We start from the raw sequence: 20739 nt of genomic DNA on the forward strand, positions 1-20739 counted from the left end.
CGAAACCCGTATGAGCTTCTTGGCGCTCTGAAGAGCCCCCTGTGACGCAGCGATTCGCAACCCACGAACATCCTTGCCTCCAACGCGCAATGGCCAATGCGCGCGAACACGGGAAACCTCGATCGCCTATTTTTCCGCGGCCTCGCCAGCAGGGGCCGCACCGGCCGGAAGAGACTCCACCCGCACCACCCGCTGCGGATAAGGAATGTCGATCCCCGCCCCCCGCAACCCATCGAGGATCGCGATGTTGATCGCCGAGCGCAGGTTGTCCTTGCCCTTGTCCGGATCGGCCACCCAGAAGTTGAGCGTGAACTCCAGCCCGTCGGGCGCGAAGTTCATGAGGAAGGCCACCGGAGCCGGGTCGGTCATCACGCGCGGCTGGGCCTTGGCCGCCTCGCACAGGATGGACTGCACCTGCGCCACGTCGCTCTCGTAGCCGACCACGATGGTGGTCGTGATGTTGAACTTGCGGTCGGCCAGCGAGAGGTTCTCCACGCGGCTGGTGATCAGCGACTCGTTCGGCACGATGGCTTCGCGCCCGTTGCCCGCGCGGATGAGCGTGTAGCGAGTCTTGATGTCGGTGATGCGGCCCTCGAAGGTGTCGACCTTGACGTTGTCGCCGATGCGGATGGAGCGCTCGAGCAGGATCACGAAGCCGCTGACGTAGTTGGCCGCGAGCTTCTGCAGGCCAAAGCCCAGGCCAACGCCGAGCGCGCCGCCCAGCACGGAGAGCGCCGTCAGGTCGACCCCCACCGCCGAGAGCGCGAACAGCAGGCCCACCAGCAGCAGGAAGGCGCGCACCGCGTTCGACGCCACCTTGCGCATCGACAGGTCGGTGACGGCCTCGCGCAGGATGCGTTTCTCGATGGTGCTGGAGATCCACAGCGAGATCATCAGCACCACGCCCGCCGACAGCACGCCCTGGAAGATGGTCTGCAGGCTCACGCGCGTCTTGCCGAAGGCCAGCGTGATGTCGTCGAGCTCGGCCAGCACCGGCGGCAGCAACCCGACGATCCAGAGCACCGCCGCGATCCAGGCCAGCCAGGAGATCGTGCGCTCTATCAGCCTGACGAGATTGGATGCCGGGAACACCGCCCGCAGCACCCGCGCGAACAGCCTGATGACCGCCAGCGACAGGAACACCGGCACCGCGATGCGCAGCACCAGCACGGTCTGGAAGTCGATCACCACGCGCCGGGCGAGATCGGTGAACACCAGCGCCAGCAGCGGGAACAGCAGCCCGTCGAAGGTGCTCTCGCCGAACCAGATGGAATCCTTGGGCTGGTCGCGGCCGAACCACTTGCAGATGGCCCAGGCCAGCGCGACGCAGGCCACCAGCGCGATCAGTTCGATGCCCAGGCCGCGCGCGTCGACCTGGCTCAGTCGTTGGAGGAAATCGTTGAAATTCATCTATCGGGACAGGACACCGGCGTCGGCCGTGCCCGCTGCATCACAGGGAAGCCAGCACACGGATGTGGGCTTCCACGCTGCGCGCCAGTGCGTCGAGGTTGTAGCCGCCTTCGAGCATCGAGACGATGCGCCCTTTCGAATGCCGCTTCGCGACATCGTGTATGCGGCTCGTGATCCAGGCAAAGTCGTTCTCGTTGAGGCCCAGCTGGCCCAGGTCGTCCTCGCGGTGCGCGTCGAAGCCGGCGCTGACGAAGATCATCTGCGGCTTGAACTCCTCCAGCCGCGGCATCCAGGTCGCCTCGATCATCTCGCGCACGTCCATGCCCCGGGTGTAGGCCGGGATCGGCAGGTTGAGCATGTTCGGCGCTGGGTGATTCGTGCCGCTGTACGGGTAGAACGGGTGTTGGAAGAAGCCCACCATCAGCACGCGCGGGTCGTTGGAAAGAATGTCCTCGGTGCCGTTGCCGTGGTGCACGTCGAAATCGACGACGGCCACGCGCTCGATGCCGTGCGCCTCGATGGCGTGCCGCGCGGCGATGGCCACGTTGTTGAAGAAGCAGAAGCCCATCGCCTGCTCCCGGCAGGCATGGTGGCCGGGCGGACGCACCGAACAGAAGGCGTTTTCCAGGTCGCCGGCGATCACCGCATCGGTGGCGGCGATCGCAGCGCCGGCGGCGCGGCGCGCGGCCAGCAGGGTGTAGCGGGTGAGCGTGGTGTCGGGGTCGAGCTGCGCGTGGTCGGGGCCGCCGGCGGGCTCGTCGGCCACCAGGCGCTGGTGCAACGCCTCCAGGTGCTCGACGTGCTCCGTGCTGTGCGCCCGGGTGAGCTGCTCCAGCGTGGCCAGCGGCACCTCGCGGTGCTCCAGCGCGTCGCCCACGCCGGTGAGCAGCAGGCGGTCCTCGATGGCATCCAGCCGGCCGGGGCACTCGGGATGCCCTCCGCCCATGTCGTGCTTCCAGAAGTCCCGGTGTGTGAAGTAGCCTGTCTTGCCCATGTGTCTCTATCGCCACGTCTAGACCTCACGCAGCATGGGGCCGGCGGGTCTTACGGTATCGTTTGCATATGGATACAAATATGGACGTTGCCGCAAAGCTAGCCACTTTGTTAACTCAGCTTAACACGGTGATCGTGGGCAAGGAGGCCCAGGTTCGCGACTGCGTGGCCTGCCTGCTGGCCGGCGGCCACCTGCTGATCGAGGACGTGCCGGGCGTGGGCAAGACCACCCTCGCCCACGCGCTCTCGCACACCTTCGGGCTGCAGTTCTCCCGCGTGCAGTTCACCGCCGACCTGATGCCGGGCGATCTTTCGGGGGTGGCGATCTACGACCGGGGCCAGCAGGCCTTCACCTTCCACCCCGGGCCGATCTTCGCGCAGGTGCTGCTGGCCGACGAGATCAACCGCGCCAGCCCCAAGACCCAGAGCGCACTGCTCGAGGCCATGGAGGAGAAGCAGGTCACGGTCGAGGGCGAGACCCGCCCGCTGCCCACGCCCTTCTTCGTGATCGCCACCCAGAACCCGCAGGACCAGCTCGGCACCTTCGCCCTGCCCGAGTCGCAGCTCGACCGCTTCCTGATGCGCATCTCGCTCGGCTACCCCGACCGCGCCGCCGAGCGCCAGCTGCTCGCGGGCGTCGACCGCCGCGAAATGCTGGCCACCCTGCCCGCCATGCTGACCGCCGGCGAGCTGACAGCGCTGCAGCAGCGCGTGCAGCAGGTGCACGCGGCCGATCCGCTGCTCAACTACGTGCAGGACCTGATCGCCGCCACCCGCTCGGGCCGCTGGTTCCTGCAGGGCCTGTCGCCGCGCGCCGGCATCGCGGTGCTGCGCGCCGCCAAGGCGCAGGCGCTCCTGGCCAACCGCAACTACGTCGCGCCCGACGACGTGCAGGCCGTGCTGCCGCAGACCATCGCGCACCGCCTCACGCCCGTGGGCGACGCAGGCCGTGGCGCCGTCGAGCAGGTGCGCGCCATGATCGCCGCCGTGCCATTGCCGTGAGCCCTGTCGGCGTCATCCGCTCGCGCATCGACGGCTGGTTCCTGTCACGCCGGCCGCCGTCCGACACGCTGGAACTCACCCAGCGCAATGTCTACATCCTGCCCACGCGTGCCGGCTGGACACTGGGCGCGACGCTGCTGGTGCTGCTGATCGCCTCGATCAACTACCAGCTCAACCTGGGCTACCTGCTGACCTTCCTGCTCGCCGGCAGCGTGGCCGTGGGCATGCATGTGTGCCACGGCACCCTGCGCGGGCTGGCGATGCACATGGTCCAGCCCGAGGCGCACTACGCGGGCGCCGCCGCCGTCTTCCGGGTGGTGCTGCACAACACCAGGCGCCGGGCGCGCTACGGCATCGGCATGGCGGTGCGCGGCAGCGGGCAATGGGCCTGGACCGACGTGCCGGCCGAAGGCACCTCCACCGTCGAGATCGCCTTCCAGCCCGAGCGGCGCGGACTGCACCCGGTGCCGCCGCTCACGGCCGAGACGCGCTTTCCGCTGGGCACCTTCCGCGTGTGGACGGTCTGGCGGCCGGCCGCGCAGATGCTGGTCTACCCGACGCCCGAGGCCCATCCGCCTCCGCTGCCGCCGGGCGAGCCCCTCTCCGGCCCCGCCGCACTGACCGCCTCGATGCGCGCCCACAGCGCCGGCGAGTACGACGGCGTGCGCGCCTATCGCCGCGGCGATCCGCTCAAGCTGGTGGTCTGGAAGAAGGCTGCGCGCGCACAAGCGACCGGCTCCGAAGACCTGGTCAGCCGCGACACCCAGCAGGCCCAGCGCGAAGAGCTCTGGCTCGACGCGCAGGCCACCGGCCTAGCGGACACCGAAGGCCGCCTCTCGCGCCTGTGCGCCTGGGTGCTGATGGCCGACCGGCTGGGCGTGGACTACGGCCTGCGGGTGGCCGGCCGGGTCGTGAAACCCTCGCAGGGCGAGGCCCACCGCCGGGCCTGCCTCGAGGCCCTGGCCCTGTGCTGAACGGGAGCGCCGCATGAACCGAGTGATGCGCGAACTCGCCGCCCTGCCCCGCGACGCGCGGGACACGCTTTTCCTTCTCTGCGTGATCGGCCTGATCCTGCTGCCGCAGATCGAAAACCTGCCGTGGTGGTGCTCGGCCCTCACCGCGATGGTGCTGCTGTGGCGCGCCTCGCTGGCCGTGCAGGCGCGGCCGCTTCCCAGCCGGTGGTGGCGCCTTGCGCTGCTGGCTCTGATATTGGGCGCCACCTACGCCACCCACCGCACGCTGCTGGGCCGCGACGCGGGCGTCACGCTGATCGTGAGCCTGCTCGCGCTCAAGACGCTGGAGCTGCGCGCGCGGCGCGACGCCTTCGTCATCTTTTTCCTGGGCTTCTTCGCGATGCTCACGAACTTCTTCTACTCGCAGTCGCTGCTGACGGCGTTCACCATGCTGCTGGCGCTGCTGGGCCTGCTGACGGCGCTGGTCAACGCCCACATGCCGGTGGGCCGGCCGCCGCTGATGCAGGCCGCGCGCACGGCGGGGTGGATGGCGCTGGCGGGCGCGCCGATCATGCTCGCGCTGTTCCTGCTGTTCCCGCGCTTCGCGCCGCTGTGGGGCACGCCCAGCGACGCCATGATGGGCCGCAGCGGCCTGTCGAACAGCATGCGCGTGGGCACGATTGCCGAGCTGGCGCTCGACGACCGCATCGCCGCGCGCATCAAGTTCGAGGACGGCCAGGCGCCGCCGCAGAGTCAGATGTACTTCCGCGGCCCGGTGCTGGCGCAGTTCGACGGCCGCGAGTGGACCACCCTGCCCTCATGGGCGCGCGGCTCGCAGTGGGCTTCCAACCTGCGCGTGAGCGGCTCGCCCGTGCGCTACGAAGTCACGCTCGAAGCCAGCAACCGCCCCTGGCTGCTGACCCTCGACGTCGCGCAGCGCCCGCCCGAGGTGCCGGGCTTCGAGGTCAGCGGCACGCCCGACCTGCAGTGGTTCGCCAGCCGCCCGATCAACGACCTCGTGCGCTACAGCGCCGAGAGCTACACGCAGTTCCGGAGCGGCCCGCTCAGGCGCACCGGCGGCCAGCTGCAGGCCTATCTCACGCTGCCGCCGGGCACCAACCCGCGCACCGCGGCGCTCGCCGCAGAGATGCGCGCCGCCCCCGCGCTGGCCCAGGCCGACACGCAGGCCTTCGTGCAGGCTGCCCTGCGCCGCCTGCGCACCGGCGGCTACACCTACACGCTGGAGCCTGGCGTCTACGGCAACGACACGGCCGACGAGTTCTGGTTCGACCGCAAGGAGGGCTTCTGCGAGCACATCGCCTCTGCCTTCGTGGTGCTGATGCGCAACCTGGGCATTCCGTCGCGCATCGTCACCGGCTACCAGGGCGGCGAGCTCAACAACGTCGACAACTACTGGGTCGTGCGCCAGAGCGACGCCCACGCCTGGGCCGAAGTCTGGCAGGAAGGCACCGGCTGGATGCGCGTGGACCCCACCGGCTCCGTGGCGCCGGGGCGCATCGGCCAGTTCCAGCGCCTGACCCCGCAGCCCGGCCTGCTCGCGGGCGCCATCGGCTCGATGAGCCCCACGCTCGCGCAGAACCTACGCGCCGTCTGGGAGGCCGTGAACAACGGCTGGAACCAGTGGGTGCTCAACTACACGCAGAGCCGGCAACTCAACCTGCTGAAGAACATCGGCTTCGAGGCTCCCAGCCTGGAAGACCTGGGCTACGTGCTGCTGTACCTGCTGGTGGCCGCCAGCCTGGCCGGCGCCGGCTGGACGCTGTGGGAGCGCAGCAGGCACGACCCGTGGCTGCGCCTGCTGGGCCAGGCGCGCACGCGTCTGGCCAAGGCCGGGCTGAAGCTGCCCGACACCGCCCCACCCCGCCAGATGGCGCAGGCCGCCGATGCGCGCTTCGGCCCGGCCGCGCAGTCGGTGCGCGACTGGCTGCTCAAGCTCGAGGCGCAACGTTACGCGCCGGCCACGCCCGACTCGCTTTCCACCCTGCGCGCGGAGTTCCGGCGCCTCGCGTGGCCCAGCGCCGATCCCGCAAGGGGCTGAAACCACATGTGTCCCTGAAGAGGGGCCGCGCGGGCGGACGGCACAATGGGCCCATGCGATTCCTTCTTCCCAAGCCTTCGCGCACCGCCACCGCGGCTGCAGCCCTCCTTGCCGCCTGCTGCCTCGCTTGGTCCACGGGGGCCCAGGCCCAGAAGTCTCCCAACGGCCGCAGCGCCGCGGCCAACGCGGTTCGCGGCAGCACGCCCTACGCCACGCGCGACGACGCGATGCAGTTCGCCGACGATGTGGCCGAGCGCCGCGGCCTCGACCGCGAATGGGTGCGCGCCACCATCGGCAGTGCGCGCTTCCTGCCCAACGTGCCGCGGCTGATGCTGCCCGGCCCCGTGGGCACGGTGAAGAACTGGCAGACCTACCGCGGCCGCTTCATCGACCCGGTGCGCATCGCGGCCGGCGTGCGCTTCTGGCGCGCCAATGCCGACACGCTGGCGCGCGCCGAGCAGGTGTACGGCGTGCCGCCGGAAATCATCGTCGGCATCATCGGCGTGGAGACCATCTACGGCCGCAACATGGGCAACTTCCGCGTGATCGACGCGCTGGCCACGCTCTCCTTCGACTTTCCCGATGCCCATCCGCGCGCGGCCGATCGCCGGGTCTTCTTCCGCGGCGAGCTCGAAAGCTTCCTGAGCACCGAGAGCCGCACCGCCGAAGACCCGCTCGTGCCCGTGGGCAGCTACGCCGGCGCCATGGGCATGCCGCAGTTCATGCCCAGCAGCATCGCCAAGTACGCGGTCGACTTCGACGGCGACAGCCGCATCGACCTCGTCAACAACCCGGCCGACGTGATCGGCTCGGTGGCCAACTACTTCAAGTCCTTCGGCTGGACGCCCGGCATGCCGGCCATCTACCCGGTGCATTTCGAGGAAGCCCGGCTGCAGAAGGCACTGCTGCTGGCGCCCGACATCCTGCCGAGCTTCAGCGCCGACAGCTTCGTGGCGGCCGGCGCGGTGCCCGAGGGCGACGGCATCAACCACAAGGGCCTGTTCGCGCTGATCGAGCTGCAGAACGGCCTCGACATGCCGCCGACCTACGTGGCCGGCACGCGCAACTTCTACGTGATCACGCGCTACAACTGGAGCAGCTACTACGCCATGTCCGTGCTCGACCTGGGACAGGAGGTCAAGGCGGCGATGGAGCAGCAGCAACAGGCGGCAAGGTGACACCCGAGGCGCTGCACGCGAACTGGGCCGCAGCATGGCATGCGCTGGGCGTCGCATCGCCCGGCGACGCGCTTTGCGACGAGCTTCAGCGCCGCTACACCGAGCCGCAGCGCCACTACCACACGATGCAGCACCTGGGCGAATGCCTCGCGTGGTTCGAGCGCGAGAAGGCCCTGGCCGAGCGCCCCGGCGAAGTCGCGCTCGCGCTGTGGTTCCATGACGCGATCTACGACGTGCACGCGCACGACAACGAGGCGCGCAGCGCGGACTGGGCACGCCGGGCGCTGCTCGATGCGGATGTCGACACTGCGGCGGCGGATCGGGTCCACGCACTCGTCATGGCCACGCGTCATGACGCCGTGCCCCAGGGCCGCGACGCCGAACTGCTGATCGACATCGACCTGTCGATCCTCGGCGCCGAACGCGCGCGCTTCGACGAATACGAGCGGCAGGTGCAGGCCGAATACGCCTTCGTTCCCGACGAAGTGCGGCTGCCTCGCCGCCGCGCGATCCTGCAGCGCTTTCTCGACCGCAAGGCCATCTACGCCACGCCGCGCATTCATGCGCAGCTGGAGGCGCGGGCGCGCGCGAACCTGCAGCGCTCGATCTCAGGCTGATTTCAGGCCGGCACCAGCCGCCACCATTCGGAGCGCGCGGGTTCGCCGTTTCGCTCCTCTTCCACTACGCCGAACAGCAGCCCGTCCGGCGAGGCACCCAGCTTCGCCAGCCGCAGCACCTGAGCCGCATCGCGGCACAGCGCGAAGCTGGCGTCGCCCTGCCACTCGAGACACCGGCCGACCTCGGCCAGCATCAGCGCGGGCTGGCTCTGCATGAAGGTGAAGGGCATCGGCAGCCCGGCGTCGAGCTGGGCCAGCCCGGTGTGCGTGGCGCCCCAGGCGCCGCGCTGGCTCGAAACGCGGATGCGCGCGCCCGGCGGCAGCGCGGCTTCGCCGGCGACATCGAGGCAGCAGCGCGCGCCGTACATCGCCAGCTCGGTCCACAGGCCCACGCGGCGCGGCCTTCGGCCTATGCGCTCCGCCAGGTCGTCGCGCCATCCCTCGGGCGGCGGATGCGCGACGAAGTGGGCAGCGGTGCGCCAGGTGGTCATGCGCCCGTGTCCTTCAACACCAGCGAGGCGTGCCCGCCGCCGAAGCCCGAGAAGTTCAGCAGGATGTTGCGCAGCCTTCGCGGCGCCTCCTCGCTCAGCGCGATGCCCAGCGATGCGTCGAGCGGGTAGTCGACCGACGGCCACGCGCCGCCTTCGATGCAGCCGAGCAGCAAGGCCAGCTCCGCCGCCCCCGATGCGCCGAGCGTATGGCCCAGCACCGACTTGAGCGACACCAGCGGCGGCATCGGATCGAACACCTGCTTCAGCGCCTCAGCCTCGATGGCGTCGTTCACCGGGCTGCCGGCGGCCTGCACCTTGACGAGGTCGATGTCGCCCGGCTGCAGGCCTCCCTGCGCCAGCGCGCCGCGGCACATCGCGTGCACGGCCGTGGCCTCGGTGCCCGAGGGATTGCGGCCATCGACCACGTTGGCTCCGCCGGCGACCTGCCAGCGCGAAGGCCGCGACGACAGCCGCAGCGCGGCCACCGCCTCGCCCAGCACCAGCCCCCGGCGCGCTTCGCCGAAAGGCTGGCCGCTGTCGGGGGCCAGCAGCTGCATCGCGCCGAAGCCGGCCGCCGTGAAGCGGTTGCACATCTCGGCGCCGATCACCAGGGCTTCGTCTGCTTCGCCGGCGCGGATCAGGTCGACGGCCGCCAGCACGGCGTTCAGCGACGAGGTGCAGGCGGTGGACACGGTGAACACCGGCCCCCGCCAGTCGAGCGCGCCGGCCACGACGCTGGCGAAATCCTGCAGGTCGCCGCCCAGCCGCAGGTCCTGCTTCTCGTGCTCCATGAAGCCGATGTCGAGCGAGGACGAGGCGACGAAGAGCGGCGCGGTGCACGGGCCCCAGTCGCCCGTCTGCGCGACCACGCCGCGCACGGTGTCGCGCAGGCGCTGCGTCCAGTCGCCGTCCTTCGGCGCCAACGCGTAAACCGGCCAGCGGAAGCCCTCGGCCACGTCCACCATCACGGGCGGCACGCCGCCGCGGCGCAGCGATGCGAGCGCGGATGGCATGTCCTCGCCCAGCACGCAGGCCAGGCCGGTGCCGGCGAGGTGGACCGGGCTCATGCCTTGCCCGCTTGCGCGAGGTGCTCCGCGAGGTGAACGATGGAAGTCAGCGCCCGGCGCGTTTCCTTGCTGTCGGGCATGCGCACGCCGAAGCGCTGCTGGATGGTCATCGACACCTGCAGGGCGTCGAGCGAGTCGAGGTCGAGCCTGGCCTCGGGGCCGAACAGCGGCTCGTCGTCGCCCAGGCCTCCGGGCGGCTCGCCCTTCTCGACGGCTTCGAGCACCATGGCCTTGAGGCTGGCGATGAATTCAGGGGTGACGGTGATGCTCACGATGCGCGCCTGCGAAACAGAAAAACGGCCAGGACGAACATCAGCGCCGCGAACGCGACCAGCCGGCCGACCTGCGGCAGGGTGTCGGCCACGCCACCGCCGCGCAACAGCACGGTCAGCAGCGCCTCCAGCCCCCAGTTCATCGGAGAGATCTCGACCAGCCGCTGCATGAAGCCCGGCATGACGAACTTGGGCACCATGATGCCGCCCGCTGCCGCCATCAGCACGTTGACCATCGGCCCGATGGTCGAGGCCTGCGCATGGCTGCGCACCACGCAGGCCAGCGCGAGCGACAGGCTCACGGCCGCCAGGCTCACCGCCGCAAGCGACAGCAGCAAGGCGCCCCAGTGGATGCCCGCGAGCGACAGCGCGTCGCCGCCGATCAGCGGCATGAACCAGATGCCGGCCGCCAGCATCAGCACCGCCTGCAGCGCGTTCACGCCCAGGTACGGCAGCGCCTTCGACGCCAGCAGCATGCCGCGCGACACGCCCAGGCTCTGCAGCCGGCCGAGCGCACCCGAGCTGCGCTCCTGCACGAACAGGCTGGAGAGCGAGGCCACCACGAAGAACATGCCGAACACCAGCCAGGCCGGCACGTTCTGCTGCACCGAGGTCGGCCGGGGTCCGGCGGTGGAGAAGCGCTCGGCGTGCACCATCGCCTGGATGGATGCGTCCGGTGCCGGCCCCGCCGTACCGGGCACCGCCAGCGCGAGACGCGCCTTGAGCTCGCCCGATGCACCGATGAGTTCGGCACGCAGCGCGTTGAACAGGTTGGCGTCGATGCCCGGCTCGGTCAGCAGCCGGATGCGCGCCTCGGTCGACAGCGCGGCCGACTCCAGCTCTTCCGAAAGACCCGGCTCCATCACGATCACGTACTTGAGCGAGCCGTTGCGCAGCCGCTCCCGCCAGTCGGTGCCCAGCGGCTGCGGTGCGCCGTGGCCGCGCTGCCAGAGCTGCTTGAGCCACTGCGCGGGCGTCGCGGTGTCGCGCATGTCGACGGCGTAGCTCAGCTCGGCCAGCGGCGGGCGGTAGATGTCCTTCAGCGTGAGCGACATCAGCACGATGAAGACCATCGGCATCAGGAACAGCGCGGCAAGGCCGTGCATGTCGCGCGTGAGGGCGATCAGTTCCTTCCTGATGAGCGCGAGAAGCATGGGCGTCCGTTCAGTCGCGCAGCGAGCGATGGGTGAGCGCCATGAAGAGTTGCTCGAGGTCATGGCGGCCGAACTCGGCGTGGCGCACCTCGATGCCCTCGGCCTCCAGCGCGGCCAGGACCGGCGCGGGGCCGCTGCCGGGGTTGAGGTGGATGCGCCAGTGCACGCCGCCCTGCTCCACGGTGCCGAAGCGCGAGAGCATGCCGGCATCGAGCCCGTCGGCCGCCAGCGTGAGCAGCATCGCGCTCTTCGACAGAAGCTCGTCGAGCGCCCCTTCGCGCAGCACGTGGCCGCGGTCGAGGATCGCGACGCAGTCGGCAATGGCCTCTATCTCCTCCATGTAGTGCGAGGCGTAGATCACCGCCGCGCCCTGCTGCGCAAGGCTCTTGATGGCATCGAGGATGAAGGCGCGCGATTGCGGATCGACGCCCACGGTGGGCTCGTCGAACAGCATCAGCTCCGGCTCGGGCAGCAAGGCGATGGCCAGGTTGAGCCGGCGCTTGAGGCCGCCCGAGAGCCGCTCGGCGCGCACGGAGGCGAACTGCTCGAGCTGCGCGAACTGCGTGCAGGCATCGATGCGCTGCCGCCTGCGCTCGCCCGAAAGACCGCCGGCCGCCGCGAACACGGCCAGGTTCTCGGCCACGGTCAGCATCGGATAGAAGGCATGCTCCTGCGGCGCGACAGCGATGCGCGTGGGTGTCTGCGCTCGCACTTCCTTCAGCGGCTGGCCGTCGATGCGGATCTCGCCCGACTGCACCGCCAGTGCGCCCGAAAGGTGCGAGATCAGCGTGGTCTTGCCCGCGCCGTTCGGTCCCAGCAAGCCGAGCACGCAGCCCTTGGGCACGGCGAGCGACACGTCGGCCAGCGCGGGCTTGTCCGCATGCGGGTAGCGGTAGCTGAGCTGGCGCAGCTCGAGCATCAGGCGACGGCGGCCTTCAGGTCGCGAAAGAAGTTTTCCTCTTGCTGCGCCTGCTCGCGCAGCTTCGCCGCCAGCGCGGCCGGGTCGACCGCCTCGCGCCCCTTCACCATGCGCGCGGCCTTGAGCGCGAAGGCGCGCCAGCCGTCGCCGATGGCGATGAGCCGCTCGGACATCTGCTGCAGCTGCGGCTTGTCGAGCAACTGTGCGGCCTCCTGCAGGAAGCCCGCGTAGATGAAGCGGAAGCCCGCCCCACCCGTGCCGATTTCTTCCTGCATGCGCACCACGTGGCCGATGAAGTCGACGCTGCGCGGATCGGCCGGCGACAGCTTCTGCATGCGCGCGGCCAGCGTGCGCATGCCGCGCACACCGACGATGGGGATGGGCGCGAGCATGGTGCGCACCGTCTTGCGGATGGCCTTGACCACCGAGGCCCCATCCACCGCCTTGCGATCGATGGCCTGCGGGTAGTACATGAGCCCCTTGGGCGCCAGCACGCCCTTGGCGAAGCGGGCGCGCGCGAGGTCGCTGCTCGGGCAGCGCACGGGCTCCTCGAACACCGGGTCGCTGATGAGGTAGTCGTCCCCGTCCTTGCCGTACACCAGCAGGTTGTGCGCGTTGAAGTGGAAGCGCATGTTCGGCGGAAAGTACGGCAGCCAGTACACCGAGGTCTGCAGCCCCACCAGCTTGCCGTCGGCCAGCAAGGCGTCGAGCCGCTTCTGCCCGGCCTCGGCGCTGCCGAAGGTCTCGAAGCGGAATCGCGCGGCCATCGGCGCCAGCAGGCCCTTGATGATGGCCTTGGGCGGCATGCGATACGAAATGAGCGGCAGGCCCGACAGCTTGATGAATGGCAGGTACGCGAACGAGAGCGCGGACGAAAGCCCGAGCGCCATGCTCTCGCTCATCGGCGCGCCATGGTGGCGCATGAGGCTGGAGATGACGCCGCTTTCGCAATGCGCCGCCTGTTGATGCTGGAAGTTCACGGCAGCCCCTGCAAGGTGGAAACGGGCAGGCCCAGCGCTTCGCCGTAGCGTGCGAGCTGCGCCGCCGAAAGCGAAGCGAAGTGGCGCGGCTGCAGGTGGCGGCGCACGCGCCATTGCCAGAAGCCGCTGGTCTGCGAGAGCAGCGCCACGTCCATGCGGCGCTCGTACATCCAGTATTCGAGCGGCGAGGCCAGCCCCGCCTTCACGCGCTCCTTCGCGGCGCGGGCCTGCTCGACCAGCACGTCGACCGCGTGGCTGGTGACGATCTCTTCCGCCTCCCAGCCGCGCGAGGTGGTGGTGACCACGCGGCCCTGCGCATCGCGCGCGTACATCAGCTTCGAATGGCCGTCGAGGGTCGCGTTGCCCTCCTGCGGCACGGCGTCGAGGTCCATGGCTACACCGCCTCCATGTAGATGAAGCCGCTGGAGAAGCGGCCGCTCTCGGGCACGAACATCAGCAGCTTCTGGCCGGGCTTGATGCGGCCCGAGCGGAACAGTTCGTCGAGCATGATGTACGGCGAAGCCGAGCCTGTGTTGCCCTTGGTCGCGAGGTTGCTGAACCAGCGCTCGCGCGGAATCGGGAAGCCCAGCTCCTCGAGGCTGCGGCTCACCGGCTCCACGAAGTATTGCGACGACAGGTGCGGCAGGAACCAGTCGACGTCCGCCGGCTTGAGTCCCCTGCGCTCGATGACCTGCGCCAGCGGCTCTGCCAGCGTGGCGCGCACGATGTTCTCGTTGAGCAGGCGCACGTCCTGCTTCACGGCGAAGGTCGATTCGCTGCGCCATTCCTCGGGCGACTTGCGCGCCCAGCCGTCGAGGCCGCCCTCGGCGTTCTTCTCGGCGCCCGCGTACATGCAGGCCGGCAGCTCGTGCGCGGCCGAGGAAAGGTCGATCCAGTCGATGCGCAGCGACAGCGGCCCGCGCGGCTCGCGCTCAAGCAGCACTGCGCCGGCGCCGTCGGAGAGCATCCAGCGCAGGAAGTCCTTCTCGAAGGCCAGCTCGGGCCGCGCCTCCAGCGCCTCGAGCTTGTGCTCGAACTCGGCCTCGAAGCGCGAGCCGCGCATTACGGCCGAGGCCAATTCGGAGCCCGTGGCCACTGCGCGGCGCGCGTCGCCCGCGCGCACCGAGAGCCATGCATGCTTCAGCGCCGCGGCGCCGGCCAGGCAGATGCCCGCGCAGGCCACCACCTCGAGGCGCGGCCAGCCGAGCTCGCCGTGCACCATCACCGCGTGATTGGGCATGAGCTGGTCGGGCAACGAGGTGCCCGTGACGAGGCAGTCGACCTGCCCCACGTCGCCCAGCGCGCGGATGGCGCTGGCCGTGAGCTGGGCGTTGGTCATCGCCAGCTCGCCGGTGGCGCGATCGACGGCGTAGTGGCGCGACTGGATGCCGTTGCTGCGAAGGATCAGCCGCCGCGCGCGGGACGCCTTGCCGCCGATGCGACCGAGGACGTCTTCGATGTCTTCATTGCTGACCGGAGAAAAGGGCAGAAAGGCGGCGGTGCGGGTCAGGAAGACATCAGTCGTCATAGAGAGGGGTGCGGTCCGTGGCTGAGCCCGACGGGCACTCGAATTTGGCGGTCATTCTAGTCAGCCACCCTCTGAACAGAGGTCGCAGAAGCGCCTGCAGGCTCAGGCTCACGGGCACCACCGTAATGATCAGTACCAGCAGAAACAGCACGTACAAAAGAAGCAGCGGCTTGCGCTGCCACGCGCCGGGCCCGCCGGCGGCCATGATGAGCTTGCCCCAGAGGTAGAAGCTGCGGGTGCCGGCCTTCTCGCTGATGAGCAGCCTGGCGTTGGCCTGCACCGCCCCGAGGCCGGCCAGCAGGGGCTGCGAACCACGCTCCAGGTCCTTGTGCAGCGCATCGCGCAGGGCCCGGCCGAAACGGGCCGTACCCGCGATCTGGTCGGTACTGAGCCCGGCGTCGGGCATGCCCCAGAAGCCGCGCTTGCGGCCCCAGATCAGCCAGGCCGGCGTGGTGAAGAAGGTGGCGAGCGTGGGGCCGGGGTCGGTCAGCACCACGTTGTCGATCAGCCGCGCACCCACGTCGTCGAGCATGCCCTTGAGCTTTTCCTGCGCCAGCAGCCACATGTTGCGGCAGGCGATGACCGTGACCACCGGCTTGCCCCTGAGCAGCCGCGCCGCCACCGGATGCTTGAGGAAGGCGGCCACCGGCTGCGAGGGCGCCAGGAACCATACCTGGTACGGCAGCACGACGAGGTCGAAGTCTTCATCGCCCGTCAGCGAGAGCGGCGCCAGCGGCTGCGGCTTCATGTGGGCCGACTCCGGGAACGCGTCGAAGAACGTCAGGAAGGGCCAGGGAAAGGGGTACGGCTGCAGCGGGCGGAGCACTTCCTCATGCACCTGTATTGCCGGATCGGCCCGCAGCGGCGCCACGATCCGGTCGGCGACCTCGTCGAGCTGGCCGGACTGCGAATAGCGCAGGACGAGGACGCGCTTGACGCTCGGAGACGCGTTGGAAGGGCTGGAAAGACTGGAATTCACTGGCTGGGGCTTTTCGGGGGCCGTCGAATGTACGCGAAGCAGGTAGCGAAAGCATCTGCCAATGGTCATGGCGTCGCGGCAATCAGACGCTCGAAACGGCCAAATGGCGGCAAACGGCCGGCAATGCGGAAAAACGAGCACAAAAAAAGGGCCGTGCCCCGCGGCACGGCCCTTCTTGTTGCTGGGTTGCGGGTCTGGCGGCGCTCAGCGCACCTTGCCTTCCTTCCAGGCGCTCAGCAGCTTGTTGTAGTCGATGGTCTCGCCCTTCGGCTTCTCGTTGGCCAGCTTCTTCCACGGGGCGTGGTCGTCGCTCAGGTACTTGGCCGGGTCGCCCTTCGGGTTGAGCTTGGGCGCGCACTTGGCCATGCCGGCGCGTTCCAGGCGGGCCATCACGTTGTCCATCTCGTCGGCCAGGTTGTCCATGGCCTTCTGCGGGGTCTTCTCGCCCGTCACGGCCTCGGCCACGTTCTTCCACCACAGCTGCGCGAGCTTGGGGTAGTCGGGCACGTTGGTGCCGGTCGGGGTCCAGGCCACGCGTGCCGGGCTGCGGTAGAACTCGATCAGGCCGCCGTACTTGTTGGCGTTCTGCGTGAAGTAGTCCGAGCGGATGTCGCTGTCGCGGATGAAGGTCAGGCCGGTGATCGACTTCTTCAGCGAGGTGGTCTTGGCGGTGATGAACTGGGCGTAGAGCCAGGCTGCGGCCGTCTTGTTGGCGTCATGGCCCTTGAAGAAGGTCCACGAGCCCACGTCCTGGTAGCCGTTCTGCATGCCCTGCTTCCAGTACGGGCCGTTCGGGCCGGGGGCCATGCGCCACTTGGGCGAGCCGTCTTCGTTCACCACGGGCAGGCCCTTCTTGGTCATGTCGGCGGTGAAGGCCGTGTACCAGAAGATCTGCTGGGCGATCTGGCCCTGCGCGGGCACCGGACCGGCTTCGCCGAAGGTCATGCCCATGGCTTCCTTGGGCGCGTACTTCTTCATCCAGTCGATGTACTTGGTGAGCGCGTACACGGCAGCCGGCGAGTTGGTCGCGCCACCGCGAGCCACCGAGGCGCCGGTGGGCGTGCACTTGTCGGCAGCCACGCGGATGCCCCACTCGTCGATCGGCATGCCGTTGGGGATGCCCTTGTCGGCGGAGCCTGCCATCGACAGCCATGCGTCGGTGAAGCGCCAGCCCAGCGACGGGTCCTTCTTGCCGTAGTCCATGTGGCCGTAGATCGGTTTGCCGTCGATGGTCTTCACGTCGGTGCTGAAGAACTCGGCGATGTCTTCGTACGCGCTCCAGTTCAGCGGCACGCCCAGGTCGTAGCCGTACTTGGCCTTGAACTTGTCCTGCAGGTCCTTGCGCGCGAACAGGTCGGCGCGGAACCAGTACAGGTTGGCGAACTGCTGGTCGGGCAGCTGGTAGAGCTGGCCGTCGGGCGCGGTGGTGAAGCTGGTGCCGATGAAGTCCTTCAGGTCGAGGCCGGGGTTCGTGAACTCCTTGCCGGCGCCGCCCATGTACTCGGTCAGCGACATGATCTTGCCGTAGCGGTAGTGCGTGCCGATCAGGTCGGAGTCGGACACCCAGCCGTCGTAGATCGACTTGCCCGACTGCATCGAGGTCTGCAGTTTCTCGACGACGTCGCCTTCCTGGATCAGGTCATGCTTGACCTTGATGCCGGTGATTTCCTCGAAGGCCTTGGCCAGCGTCTTCGATTCGTACTCGTGGGTGGTCAGGGTCTCGGAGACGACGGACACCTCCTTGACGCCCTTGGCCTGCAGTTTCTTGGCGGCCTCGATGAACCACTTCATTTCCTCCATCTGCTTGTCCTTGGACAAGGTCGATGGCTGGAACTCGCTGTCGATCCATTTCTTGGCTTCGGCCTCGCCGGCCGTTGCGGCGCCATGCGCGGCGAACATCGCCGCTGCAAGTGCCAGTGCCGTGTAGCGCATCTTCATGGAACTGTCTCCTCGGTTGTTGCTTCCCCGGTGTTGTGTCCGATCACGGCTCCGGGGAGGCGGAGAGCCGGAACGCTTTTGGAAGAAGGAAAGAAGCGAAGCGGCGCCCGCTCAACCCTTGCGCATCACCAGCGCGAGCAGGGCCATCGACAGCACGAAGCTGATCCAGACCGAGGGCTCGGCCTCGAGGCTGAACCACTCCTGGAACTTGCCCGCCAGACCGACGAAGACCAGGTTCACGTAGGCCGCCGACAGCAACCCGATGAAGAGCCTGTCGCCACGCGTGGTGGCCATCGGCAGCCAGCCGCGCCGCAGCGTGGTGGGCGACTTGAGCTCCCAGATCGTCATGCCGACCAGCATGAGCGCGATGCAGATGAAGAACACGGCCACCGGGGTGGTCCAGACCATCCAATCGAACATTTCCGTGCCTCCTCAAACACGCCCCATCGCGAAACCCTTCGCGATGTAGTGACGCACGAACCAGATCACGATGGCGCCCGGCACGATGGTGAGCACGCCGGCCGCTGCCAGCGTCGCCCAGTCCATGCCCGACGCGCTCACGGTGCGCGTCATGGTCGCAACGATGGGCTTGGCGTTCACGCTGGTGAGCGTGCGCGCCAGCAGCAGCTCGACCCAGCTGAACATGAAGCAGAAGAACGCCGCCACGCCCACGCCGGCCTTGATGAGCGGCAGGAAGATCGTGAGGAAGAAGCGCGGGAACGAATAGCCGTCGATGTACGCCGTCTCGTCGATCTCGCGCGGAATGCCGCTCATGAAGCCTTCCAGGATCCACACCGCCAGCGGCACGTTGAACAGCAGGTGCGCGAGCGCCACGCCCAGGTGCGTGTCCATCAGGCCGACCGTGCTGTAGAGCTGGAAGAACGGCAGCAGGAACACCGCGGGCGGCGTCATGCGGTTGGTCAGCAGCCAGAAGAAGACATGCTTGTCGCCCAGGAACGAATAGCGCGAGAACGCATAGGCCGCCGGCAGCGCCACGGTGAGCGAAATCACCGTGTTGATGGCCACGTAGATCAGGCTGTTGATGTAGCCCGAGTACCACGACTCGTCGGTGAAGATGCGCGCGTAGTTCGACCAGGTGAGCTGCTGCGGGAAGAACGAGAAGCTCGACAGGATCTCCTCGTTCGTCTTGAAGCTCATGTTGATCATCCAGTAGATGGGCAACAGCGCGAACAGGATGTACAGCACCAGGAAGATGCTGCGCTTGTGAAATCTCTTCTCGTTCATTTCTCCACCTCCGCTTCCTGCGTGCCGACCCGCTGCATCCAGTTGTAGAGCACGAAGCAGAACAGCAGGATGATGAGGAAGTAGATCAGCGAGAACGCCGCCGCCGGCCCCAGGTCGAACTGGCCCACGGCCTTCTGCGTGAGGTACTGGCTCAGGAAGGTGGTGGCGTTGCCCGGCCCGCCGCCGGTCAGCACGAAGGGCTCGGTGTAGATCATGAAGCTGTCCATGAAGCGCAGCAGCACCGCGATCATGAGCACGCCGCGCATCTTGGGCAGCTGGATGTAGCGGAACACCGCGAACTTGCTCGCGCCGTCGATGCGCGCGGCCTGGTAGTAGGCATCGGGAATGGAGCGCAGGCCCGCGTAGCAGAGCAGCGCCACCAGCGGCGTCCAGTGCCACACGTCCATCACCAGCACGGTGAGCCATGCGTCGGCGGCGCTGCCGGTGTAGTTGTATTCGATGCCCAGCCTCTGCAGGGTGTGGCCCAGCAGGCCGATGTCGGCGCGACCGTAGATCTGCCAGATGGTGCCGACCACGTTCCATGGAATCAGCAGCGACAGCGCCACCACCACCAGCACCGCCGACGACTTCCAGCCCTTGGCCGGCATCGACAGCGCCAGGCCGATGCCCAGCGGAATCTCCACCAGCAGCACCGACAGCGAGAAGCCCAGCTGGCGCCACAGCGCCTCGTGCAGCTCGTCGTCGCGCATCACCGAGGCGAACCATTCGGTGCCCACGAACACGCGGCGCTCGGGCGAGATGATGTCCTGCACCGAGTAGTTGACCACCGTCATGAGCGGCACGATGGCCGAGAAGGCCACGCAGATCAGCACCGGTAGCACCAGCCACCAGGCCTTTTGATTGATCGGCTTGTTGGTTGCGTTCATGCCACCAGTTCCTCATCCTTGTAATAGCAGGTGTGCGTGTCGAGCACGCGCACCCACACCGTGTCCCCCACCGTCGGCGGGCGGTCGTCCGAATGCAGACGCACCTTCAGCAGGCTGCCGCCGGCGTCCACCGTCAGCATCACGTGCGTGCCCACGTCCTGCACCTGCTTCGCCACCGCCGGCACGGCGCCGGCAGCGCCCGCGTTCGACAGGCGCAGGTATTCGGGGCGAATGCCGATCTTCAGCGGCCCCTGCGGCAGTTCGCGCGTGGGCACCAGCGGCGTTCCAGCCACTTCGATGGTGCCGTTCGCGCTCTGCGCCGAAAGGAAGTTCATGCCCGGCGAGCCGATGAAGTGCCCGACGAAGGTGTGGGCCGGCCGCTCGAAGAGCGCATCGGCGCTGCCCACCTGCACGGCCTTGCCGCGCGTCATCACCACCACCTCCTCGGCGAAGGTGAGCGCCTCGACCTGGTCGTGCGTCACGTAGATCAACGTGAGCTTCAGCTCGCGGTGGATCTGCTTGAGCTTGCGGCGCAGCTGCCACTTCAGGTGCGGATCGATCACGGTGAGCGGCTCGTCGAACAGCACCGCCGACACGTCGCTGCGCACCAGCCCGCGACCGAGCGAGATCTTCTGCTTGGCGTCGGCCGCGAGGCCGGCGGCGCGCTGGTTGAGCTGGCCGCTCATGTCGAGCATCTCGGCGATCTCGCCGACGCGCTTCTTGATTTGATCGGCCGGCACCTTGCGGTTGCGCAGCGGGAACGCGAGGTTCTCGGCCACGGTCATGGTGTCGTAGATCACCGGGAACTGGAACACCTGCGCGATGTTGCGTTCCTGAGGCGTGGCGCGCGTCATGTCGCGGCCGTCGAAGGTCACCGTGCCCTGCGAAGGCACCAGCAGGCCGGAGATGATGTTCAGCATGGTCGTCTTGCCGCAGCCCGAGGGGCCGAGCAAGGCGTATGCGCCGCCGTCGCGGAAGCTCATCTTCAGCGGGAGCAGCGCGTAGTCGCTGTCCTGCGTGGGGTTCGGGCGATAGGCGTGGGCCAGGTCGAGGTCGATGCGTGCCAT

21 protein-coding genes are annotated in these 20739 nt (G+C 68.5%); 5 read left to right on the forward strand and 16 right to left on the reverse strand.

Annotated features, from left to right (window positions below; genetic code table 11):
* Positions 1-126 precede the first annotated feature (126 nt).
* Together ABL840_RS25840 and ABL840_RS25845 are read right to left on the reverse strand one after the other, a co-directional pair.
* A complete protein-coding gene (locus ABL840_RS25840; RefSeq protein ID WP_093304073.1) occupies positions 127-1410 on the reverse strand; it encodes a mechanosensitive ion channel family protein in 1284 nt (427 codons plus the stop codon).
* Between the two features lie 40 nt (positions 1411-1450).
* Positions 1451-2404 carry a histone deacetylase family protein gene (locus ABL840_RS25845; RefSeq protein WP_093203002.1) on the reverse strand — a complete coding sequence of 318 codons (954 nt, stop codon included), beginning with the start codon at positions 2402-2404 and terminating at the stop codon, positions 1451-1453.
* Between the two features lie 80 nt (positions 2405-2484).
* Between ABL840_RS25845 and ABL840_RS25850 the strand changes: the two genes are divergently transcribed.
* Genes ABL840_RS25850 through ABL840_RS25870 form a run of 5 tightly spaced genes read left to right on the forward strand, consistent with a single transcriptional unit; the run spans position 2485 to position 8212 of the window.
* Entirely contained in the window at positions 2485-3405 is a 921-nt protein-coding gene (locus ABL840_RS25850; protein WP_093203005.1) for an AAA family ATPase, read from the forward strand.
* The gene (locus ABL840_RS25855) at positions 3402-4379 is read left to right on the forward strand and encodes a DUF58 domain-containing protein (protein WP_093304071.1); all 978 of its coding nucleotides are present in this window, start codon (positions 3402-3404) and stop codon (positions 4377-4379) included. The genes ABL840_RS25850 and ABL840_RS25855 overlap by 4 nt, the downstream gene beginning before the upstream one ends.
* A 13-nt stretch (positions 4380-4392) precedes the next feature.
* Positions 4393-6417 carry a transglutaminaseTgpA domain-containing protein gene (locus ABL840_RS25860; RefSeq protein ID WP_093304068.1) on the forward strand — a complete coding sequence of 675 codons (2025 nt, stop codon included), beginning with the start codon at positions 4393-4395 and terminating at the stop codon, positions 6415-6417.
* 53 nt (positions 6418-6470) lie between these two features.
* Positions 6471-7595, forward strand: a complete 1125-nt coding sequence (mltB, locus tag ABL840_RS25865; protein WP_093304066.1) for a lytic murein transglycosylase B — start codon at positions 6471-6473, stop codon at positions 7593-7595.
* Complete coding sequence (locus ABL840_RS25870; RefSeq protein WP_093304063.1) at positions 7592-8212, forward strand: N-methyl-D-aspartate receptor NMDAR2C subunit; 621 nt, start codon at positions 7592-7594, stop codon at positions 8210-8212. The genes mltB and ABL840_RS25870 overlap by 4 nt, the downstream gene beginning before the upstream one ends.
* 2 nt (positions 8213-8214) lie before the next feature.
* Here the strand turns inward: ABL840_RS25870 and ABL840_RS25875 are convergent, their stop codons facing one another.
* The 14 genes from ABL840_RS25875 to ABL840_RS25940 form a co-directional block, all read right to left on the reverse strand.
* Positions 8215-8703, reverse strand: coding sequence for a hypothetical protein (locus tag ABL840_RS25875; protein ID WP_093304062.1), 489 nt, complete (start codon positions 8701-8703; stop codon positions 8215-8217).
* A complete protein-coding gene (locus ABL840_RS25880) occupies positions 8700-9770 on the reverse strand; it encodes a beta-ketoacyl synthase N-terminal-like domain-containing protein (protein WP_093304058.1) in 1071 nt (356 codons plus the stop codon). The genes ABL840_RS25875 and ABL840_RS25880 overlap by 4 nt, the downstream gene beginning before the upstream one ends.
* A complete protein-coding gene (locus tag ABL840_RS25885; protein ID WP_418116012.1) occupies positions 9767-10042 on the reverse strand; it encodes an acyl carrier protein in 276 nt (91 codons plus the stop codon). Before ABL840_RS25885 ends, ABL840_RS25880 begins: the two co-directional genes overlap by 4 nt.
* On the reverse strand, positions 10039-11196 hold the full coding sequence (locus ABL840_RS25890; RefSeq protein ID WP_093304055.1) for an ABC transporter permease: 1158 nt from the start codon (positions 11194-11196) through the stop codon (positions 10039-10041). The genes ABL840_RS25885 and ABL840_RS25890 overlap by 4 nt, the downstream gene beginning before the upstream one ends.
* Before the next feature lie 10 nt (positions 11197-11206).
* Positions 11207-12115, reverse strand: coding sequence for an ABC transporter ATP-binding protein (locus ABL840_RS25895; protein ID WP_093304053.1), 909 nt, complete (start codon positions 12113-12115; stop codon positions 11207-11209).
* Positions 12115-13095 (reverse strand): BtrH N-terminal domain-containing protein, encoded by a 981-nt coding sequence (locus ABL840_RS25900; RefSeq protein WP_093304050.1) that lies wholly within the window; start codon positions 13093-13095, stop codon positions 12115-12117. Before ABL840_RS25900 ends, ABL840_RS25895 begins: the two co-directional genes overlap by 1 nt.
* A complete protein-coding gene (locus tag ABL840_RS25905; protein WP_093203030.1) occupies positions 13092-13487 on the reverse strand; it encodes a hypothetical protein in 396 nt (131 codons plus the stop codon). The genes ABL840_RS25900 and ABL840_RS25905 overlap by 4 nt, the downstream gene beginning before the upstream one ends.
* Before the next feature lie 2 nt (positions 13488-13489).
* Entirely contained in the window at positions 13490-14623 is a 1134-nt protein-coding gene (locus tag ABL840_RS25910) for a beta-ketoacyl-ACP synthase III (protein WP_093304049.1), read from the reverse strand.
* On the reverse strand, positions 14613-15602 hold the full coding sequence (locus ABL840_RS25915) for a hypothetical protein (protein WP_093304046.1): 990 nt from the start codon (positions 15600-15602) through the stop codon (positions 14613-14615). The genes ABL840_RS25910 and ABL840_RS25915 overlap by 11 nt, the downstream gene beginning before the upstream one ends.
* A gap of 204 nt (positions 15603-15806) precedes the next feature.
* Positions 15807-17540: an ABC transporter substrate-binding protein gene (locus tag ABL840_RS25920; protein ID WP_093203037.1), complete on the reverse strand. Its 1734-nt coding sequence runs from the start codon at positions 17538-17540 to the stop codon at positions 15807-15809.
* A 111-nt stretch (positions 17541-17651) separates the two neighbouring features.
* Positions 17652-17960 (reverse strand): DUF2160 domain-containing protein, encoded by a 309-nt coding sequence (locus ABL840_RS25925; protein ID WP_093203039.1) that lies wholly within the window; start codon positions 17958-17960, stop codon positions 17652-17654.
* Between the two features lie 12 nt (positions 17961-17972).
* Positions 17973-18785 (reverse strand): carbohydrate ABC transporter permease, encoded by an 813-nt coding sequence (locus ABL840_RS25930; protein WP_093203041.1) that lies wholly within the window; start codon positions 18783-18785, stop codon positions 17973-17975.
* Positions 18782-19672: a carbohydrate ABC transporter permease gene (locus tag ABL840_RS25935; RefSeq protein ID WP_093203043.1), complete on the reverse strand. Its 891-nt coding sequence runs from the start codon at positions 19670-19672 to the stop codon at positions 18782-18784. Before ABL840_RS25935 ends, ABL840_RS25930 begins: the two co-directional genes overlap by 4 nt.
* Positions 19669-20739, reverse strand: a complete 1071-nt coding sequence (locus tag ABL840_RS25940) for an ABC transporter ATP-binding protein (protein ID WP_093304044.1) — start codon at positions 20737-20739, stop codon at positions 19669-19671. The genes ABL840_RS25935 and ABL840_RS25940 overlap by 4 nt, the downstream gene beginning before the upstream one ends.

Source organism: Variovorax sp. NFACC27, assembly GCF_048301545.1.
GTDB classification, from domain to species: domain Bacteria; phylum Pseudomonadota; class Gammaproteobacteria; order Burkholderiales; family Burkholderiaceae_C; genus Variovorax; species Variovorax gossypii.

Coding starts and splice junctions, on each gene's coding strand:
- ABL840_RS25840 (WP_093304073.1), bottom strand. CDS start 1,410: ATGAATTTCAACGATTTCCTCCAACGACTGAGCCAGGTCGACGCGCGC.
- ABL840_RS25845 (WP_093203002.1), bottom strand. CDS start 2,404: ATGGGCAAGACAGGCTACTTCACACACCGGGACTTCTGGAAGCACGAC.
- ABL840_RS25850 (WP_093203005.1), top strand. CDS start 2,485: ATGGACGTTGCCGCAAAGCTAGCCACTTTGTTAACTCAGCTTAACACG.
- ABL840_RS25860 (WP_093304068.1), top strand. CDS start 4,393: ATGAACCGAGTGATGCGCGAACTCGCCGCCCTGCCCCGCGACGCGCGG.
- mltB (WP_093304066.1), top strand. CDS start 6,471: ATGCGATTCCTTCTTCCCAAGCCTTCGCGCACCGCCACCGCGGCTGCA.
- ABL840_RS25875 (WP_093304062.1), bottom strand. CDS start 8,703: ATGACCACCTGGCGCACCGCTGCCCACTTCGTCGCGCATCCGCCGCCC.
- ABL840_RS25880 (WP_093304058.1), bottom strand. CDS start 9,770: ATGAGCCCGGTCCACCTCGCCGGCACCGGCCTGGCCTGCGTGCTGGGC.
- ABL840_RS25890 (WP_093304055.1), bottom strand. CDS start 11,196: ATGCTTCTCGCGCTCATCAGGAAGGAACTGATCGCCCTCACGCGCGAC.
- ABL840_RS25895 (WP_093304053.1), bottom strand. CDS start 12,115: ATGCTCGAGCTGCGCCAGCTCAGCTACCGCTACCCGCATGCGGACAAG.
- ABL840_RS25905 (WP_093203030.1), bottom strand. CDS start 13,487: ATGGACCTCGACGCCGTGCCGCAGGAGGGCAACGCGACCCTCGACGGC.
- ABL840_RS25910 (WP_093304049.1), bottom strand. CDS start 14,623: ATGACGACTGATGTCTTCCTGACCCGCACCGCCGCCTTTCTGCCCTTT.
- ABL840_RS25920 (WP_093203037.1), bottom strand. CDS start 17,540: ATGAAGATGCGCTACACGGCACTGGCACTTGCAGCGGCGATGTTCGCC.
- ABL840_RS25925 (WP_093203039.1), bottom strand. CDS start 17,960: ATGTTCGATTGGATGGTCTGGACCACCCCGGTGGCCGTGTTCTTCATC.
- ABL840_RS25930 (WP_093203041.1), bottom strand. CDS start 18,785: ATGAACGAGAAGAGATTTCACAAGCGCAGCATCTTCCTGGTGCTGTAC.
- ABL840_RS25935 (WP_093203043.1), bottom strand. CDS start 19,672: ATGAACGCAACCAACAAGCCGATCAATCAAAAGGCCTGGTGGCTGGTG.
- ABL840_RS25940 (WP_093304044.1), bottom strand. CDS start 20,739: ATGGCACGCATCGACCTCGACCTGGCCCACGCCTATCGCCCGAACCCC.